General features: G+C 73.9%; 1 protein-coding gene and 1 pseudogene. Both read left to right on the top strand.

The annotated features are described in order from the left end of the window. The first annotated feature begins 21 nt into the window (after positions 1-21). Positions 22-1,626, top strand: coding sequence for a copper resistance protein CopC (locus AB0I76_RS27880; protein WP_357041499.1), 1,605 nt, complete (start codon positions 22-24; stop codon positions 1,624-1,626). A 20-nt stretch (positions 1,627-1,646) separates the two neighbouring features. Continuing rightward, positions 1,647-2,189 (top strand): annotated as a pseudogene (locus AB0I76_RS27875) (YcnI family protein); the annotation flags it as partial. Between the last annotated feature and the right edge of the window lie 127 nt (positions 2,190-2,316).

Genomic DNA, 2,316 nt, shown 5'->3' with positions numbered 1-2,316 from the left:
CGGCTCGCCGCCACCGCCGGCCTGCTGGTCACCGTCGTCGCCCTGCTGCTCGCGCCGGCCGGGCCGGCCAGCGCCCACGCCGTGCTGGTGAGCAGCAGCCCGAACTCCTCGGCGGTGGTGCCGGAGGCCCCGTCGGAGGTGGTGCTGACCTTCAGCGAGCCGGTCCGCGAGGTGACCGGGAAGATCCGGGTCATCGCGCCGGACGGCTCCCGCGCCGACCGGGGCGACCCCGGCTTCGACGGCGGGGTGGTGACCATCGGAGTCGACCCCGCCGCCGGGCGCGGCACGTACCTGGTGAGCTACCGGGTGATCTCGGCCGACAGCCACCCGGTCTCCGGGGCGTTCACCTACTCGGTCGGGGCCCCCTCGACGCCGCCCACCGACTCCGGTGACGACAGCCGCGCCGACCCCGTCGTCTCGCACGGGATCAAGGTCGCCAAGTACGTGGGCTACGCCGGCCTGGCGCTGCTGGTCGGGCCGGCGCTGGTGCTCGCCGCGCTGTGGCCGCGCCGGCTGTCCCGCTCGGGCCCGGCCCGGCTGGCCTGGGCGGGCCTCGGGCTGGTGGCGCTCTCCACCCTGGCCACGGTCTGGTTGCAGGTGCCCTACACCAACGGCGGTGGCCCCTTCGACGTCAGCGGGGAGGGCCTCTCCGGCGTGCTCGGCAGCACCTTCGGTGCCACGCACCTGGTCCGCCTGGGCCTGCTGGCCGCGGCGGCGTTCCTGCTCCGGCCGCTGTTCGCCGGGCCGGTCGGCCGCACCGACCTGGTGATCCTCGGTGTTCTCGGTACGGCGGCGCTGCTGACCTGGCCGTTGTCCGGGCACCCGGCGGCGTCGCCCGCGCCGGCCGTCTCCGTCGTCGTCGACGCTGTGCACCTGGGCAGCATGGCCGTCTGGCTGGGCGGCCTGGTGATGCTCGCCGGGTTCCTGCTGCGCCGCGCCGACGAGCGGGAACTGGGGGCGATCCTGCCGATCTGGTCCCGCTGGGCGGCACTGGCCGTCTCCGCGCTGCTGCTCGCCGGCACCGTGCAGGCGCTGATCGAGGTGGGCACCCCGAGCGCCCTCGTCGACACCACGTACGGGCGGTTGCTGCTCGGGAAGATCGGGTTGTTCGTGCTGGTCATCGGGGTGGCCGCGTACTCCCGGGCGCTGGTGCGGCGGCGGACCGCCGCCGCCCGGCCGGTGCCCGTCCGGCGGGCCATCTGGGCGGAGCTGGCGATCACCGCGATCGTGCTCGGCCTGTCGGCGACGCTGGTGCAGACCACCCCGGCGCGGACCGCCGTCACGGACACCACCAGTCGGGAGAGCGGCTACTTCTCCACCACCCTGACCAGCTCGCTCTACTCGCTCCAGGTCGAGATGGACCCGGCCGAGCGGGGCAACAACACCGTGCACTTCTACGCGTACACCCTCGACAACCGGCCCCAGCCGGTGGTCGAGTGGCGGGCCACGGCGGCCCTGCCGTCGGCCGGCATCGAGCCGATCGAGGTGCCGCTGCTGCCGCTGACCGACAACCACGCCACCGGCGAGATCAGCCTGCCGGCGTCGGGGGACTGGCAGCTGCGCGTGACCGTCCGTACGTCCGACATCGACCAGGCCACGGTGACCGCCACCGTGCCCGTCCGGTAAGCAGAAGGGCTCTCATCCCGATGATCCGTCTCCGGCGTTCCGCAACCGCCGCCGCTCTCGCCCTCGGGGCCGTCACCGTCGCCGTCCTCGGCGTCGCGTCGCCCGCCTCGGCACACGTCACGGTCAACCCGCAGGAGGCGACCCAGGGCAGCTACGGCCGGTTCGCGTTCCGGGTGCCCAACGAGAGCGACACGGCCTCCACCGTCAAGGTGGAGGTGGTGCTGCCGGAGAACGCCCCGGTCGGGTCGGTGTCGACGATGCCGGTGCCGGGCTGGACCGTGGCGGTGGAGAAGCGCAAGCTCGCCCAGCCGGTCGACGTGCACGGCAGCCAGCTCACCGAGGCGGTGGCGAAGCTGACCTGGACGGCCGCGGCGGACGCCGGGGTGAAGCCGGGGCAGTTCCAGGAGTTCCCCGTGTCTCTCGGTCCCCTGCCGGAGGTCGAGCGGATGGTGTTCAAGACGCTCCAGACGTACTCCGACGGCAACGTGCAGCGCTGGATCGAGGAGCCGGTGGCCGGTGCCGAGGAGCCGGAGAGCCCGGCGCCGGTGCTCACCCTGACCGCCGCCGGGCCGTCCGGCGCGCCGACGCCGGGATTGGTGAGCAACGACCGAAGAGAGTGTTCATCGGTGACGACCAGAGGAGGAAGGCGATGACCCCGACCCTCACGCCGCCGCCCGAGACGGTGAGCCC

Origin of the sequence: Micromonospora sp. NPDC049799, from assembly GCF_040656655.1 — a bacterium.
GTDB lineage: Bacteria > Actinomycetota > Actinomycetes > Mycobacteriales > Micromonosporaceae > Micromonospora.
This window is presented reverse-complemented; position numbering and strand designations above follow the sequence as displayed.